The sequence below is a fragment of the Alcanivorax sp. UBA3183 genome, assembly GCF_002364155.1.
Lineage (GTDB): Bacteria > Pseudomonadota > Gammaproteobacteria > Pseudomonadales > Alcanivoracaceae > Alcanivorax > Alcanivorax jadensis.
This window is the reverse complement of the sequence record NZ_DEXN01000037.1, coordinates 1-2990: the sequence shown is the minus strand read 5'-3', so window position 1 is coordinate 2990 and position 2990 is coordinate 1. Positions and strand designations below refer to the sequence as shown.

The following is a 2990-nucleotide window of genomic DNA, read 5'->3' as shown; positions in this document are numbered from 1 at the left end:
ACCACAGAGGGCACAGAGAACACTGAGGAAAAGACAGGTTTTTCTCTGTGTTCTCTGTGCCCTCTGTGGTAAATACCGCTTTTCAGGTTTTGGATTTATGCACTTCGTGCACCCTACGGGCCGCCCTAGCGGTCGTTACCTGCACTTCGTTCCGGTTCGCGCCGCCAGCGACGCTCCTACGCTGGGTCAGGTGCCGCGTCCAGCACCACCTTGCCCACAGACTGTCCTGAGCGCAGTAGTGCTAAAGCCGTATGGGCATCGTCAAAGGCAAAGCGATGGCCTACATGGGGCGGGGGCAGGGGAATGGTTTTCAGCTCTTCCAGCAGCGCCTGCATTTTCCCTTTCTGTTCCCATAACCAGATCAAGTTGAAGGCCAATACGGAACGGTTGCTGCTGATCATCGCCATCACGTCGTAGCGGGGGCGGCGCAGGTAACGCCAGGCAGCTTTCAGGTAGTTGGGGCGGTTGTGGCTGGGGGTGAATTCGGCGGCACCGAAAACCACCAGTCGCCCCATGGGGTTGAGGGCGTCGAAGCTGGCGGTCTGAACCTTGCCGCCGATGGCATCCAGCACCAGGTCGAACTGTCGCTCGTCCTCTTGCAGTTGCCGGGCGAAGTCCGGCGCCCGAACCAGCACATCCTCGAATCCTTGTTGCCCTAGCCAGGTGGCTTTTTCTTCACTGCCTACCGTGCCGGTGGCGCGACCGCCCAGCGCTTGTACCAGTTTCATGGCTTGCAGGCCCACGCCGCCAGCGGCGCTGTGTATCAGCACCTGTTGGTCCGCTTGCAGGGCGCCGAGATGGGTGAGAGCGTACCAGGCGGTCAGGGTCTGTGCCGGCCAGGCGGCGCCCTGGGCGTAGTCCCAGTCTGCGGGTAGCGGGATCAGGTACTCCGGCTCGCTGTCGATAACGCTGGTGTAGCCACCGAAACGGGTGACGCCCATGACCCGATCGCCCACCGCAAACCTTTCCGCCTCTGGGCTGACTTCCTCTACCTCGCCGGCAAACTCCAGGCCGGGGATAAAGGCGCCCTGCGGGGTGGCGGAATACAGGCCGGTGAGGGCAAAAATATCGGCAAAATTCAGGCCGACAGCATGCACCTTGATGCGGACATGGTTGTTCGCAAGGGTGGGCAGCATGCCTGTATGCAGGGTCAGCCGCGCCATATTGCCGGCGCGGGCTGTCTGCCAGTAACGAAAAGTGCTCATCCCAGACTCCGACCTGAATCCATGGCTTCATCGCGGCGCCTGACGCAACCCTTTGTCGCCACAGGGGGTTTTTCTCAGTCGATCGTATTCCCTGATACGATACTTCTTCAAAAAATCCCCTGTGACAACAAATTTTTACGCCATGCATCCACGCTGAAGTCACGGATTCAGGTCCGACGCAAAAGCGGGAGTATGGGGTGGGGCAGGACAGAGCTCAACGGGCTTATTGCAGGGCCTTGTTGAGCGGCTGGTCGGCGCTGAAACGGCCACCACCGGAAATGGCCAGTGACACGCTGGCGGCCAGCAGGGCCAGACCGAACTCGTAGCCGTTGTTGCTCATGAACAGGCCGTTGTCGAGGTGTACGGTGACGATGGCCACGATCATGGTAAAAGCCAGGGCCACTGCTGCCGGGCGGGTGAAAAGGCCGATCAGCAGGGCCAGGCCACCAAGGAATTCGGCGCTACCGGCGCCCAGAGCCATCAGGTAGCCGGGTTCCAGACCAATGGACGCCATCCATTGACCGGTGCCTTCCAGGCCATGGCCACCGAACCAGCCAAACAGTTTCTGGGCACCGTGAGCCATGAATATGATGGCCACTGGCAGGCGCAGGGCCAGAGGAGCGAAGCTGTTGTCGGTATCGGTCAGGGAGGCAAGCAGGTTTTTCATGGGGAACTCCTTTTCTATTAAATGTTGCTAGTGACGCGATGGGAGTATTTAAGCATCAAAAGAAAAGTAAGAAAGTGCGTTATTAAGTTGTTTTTGTTCTGATAATTAGATGTATTTTTCTGTGGTGGCGCTTTTCTTATTCCGGGCTAAACGGTTGAATGGCGGACAACAATATTTATTCACTGGGAGTAGAGATGGTCAACAATCCGGATACCGGCAAGCTGGTACTGCGTCTGACGTTGGGGTTACTGATGCTGTTGCACGGTATCAGCAAGTTGCAACACGGGGTGGGATGGATTTCAGGAGAGCTGGCGTCTCATAACCTGCCTGGTTTTCTGGCTTACGGGGTATTTATTGGCGAAATCATTGCGCCGTTGATGGTGATACTGGGAGTCCATACCCGTATTGGTGCGGTGCTGATCGCGGGCAATATGCTGGTTGCCATTGTGCTGGTGCACATGGGCGAGGTATTTGCATTGAGCAAGACGGGTGGCTGGGCATTGGAGTTGCAGGGGTTTTTCCTGTTCTCTGCCGTTGCCGTCTTCTTCCTGGGGGCAGGCAAATATGCCATCAGAAAGTGATCGGCGGTAAGTCGGGCTCTTTTCCCTTCATTATTGTTCAAGGCCGCACCGATCAGGAGGCGGCCTTTTTCTTTCAGGCTTGCCGTTTAGGTGCAGTAGCGACCGTACTGGCTTAGCGCCTTGCTGCTGTGCGGATCTACCAGATCCACCCACACCTGCATGGAAGCCTGATCCCGGGTGTTCTGCAGATTGGTGAAATCGCCGGCAACAATATCGCCTTTCAGGGTGTCGCCCGCCTGGGGAGTGGTGCCGTCCAGTTGCTTCACTAGTACCATGCCGCCTCGGGTGTTGAGTAGCATGTATTCGCAACTCTGACTGAGGATGACGGTGGCCTGTTGCTGATTGGCGTGCGCGGTCTGTCCGAGCAACATACAGCCCGCCAGACCGGCACCGAGCAAATGCAGTTTGAGTGCTGACATGGTGATCCCTTCCTTTTTTATTGTTACACCTACACCTTACGTCGGCGTACCGGCCCGGCCTGTTGTGCAATGTCGGTAAAGCTGTAACCGGGGTGTAGTGTTTTTTTACATTCCATCG

Annotated in this window: 4 protein-coding genes; 1 reads left to right on the top strand and 3 read right to left on the bottom strand. The window is 57.2% G+C overall.

The features are described 5' to 3' along the window. Positions 1–176 precede the first annotated feature (176 nt). Together B3Q33_RS11575 and B3Q33_RS11570 are read right to left on the bottom strand one after the other, a co-directional pair. Positions 177–1205 (bottom strand): zinc-binding dehydrogenase, encoded by a 1029-nt coding sequence (locus B3Q33_RS11575; protein WP_272963193.1) that lies wholly within the window; start codon positions 1203–1205, stop codon positions 177–179. Between the two features lie 223 nt (positions 1206–1428). Continuing rightward, positions 1429–1872, bottom strand: coding sequence for a DoxX family protein (locus B3Q33_RS11570; RefSeq protein WP_272963194.1), 444 nt, complete (start codon positions 1870–1872; stop codon positions 1429–1431). Positions 1873–2030: 158 nt separating this feature from the next. On the opposite strand from B3Q33_RS11570, the gene B3Q33_RS11565 reads away from it, so the two are divergent. Next, on the top strand, positions 2031–2453 hold the full coding sequence (locus B3Q33_RS11565) for a DoxX family protein (RefSeq protein ID WP_272963195.1): 423 nt from the start codon (positions 2031–2033) through the stop codon (positions 2451–2453). An 86-nt stretch (positions 2454–2539) separates the two neighbouring features. Here B3Q33_RS11565 and B3Q33_RS11560 read toward each other — a convergent pair whose 3' ends face one another. After that, complete coding sequence (locus B3Q33_RS11560) at positions 2540–2872, bottom strand: hypothetical protein (RefSeq protein ID WP_035247774.1); 333 nt, start codon at positions 2870–2872, stop codon at positions 2540–2542. Between the last annotated feature and the right edge of the window lie 118 nt (positions 2873–2990).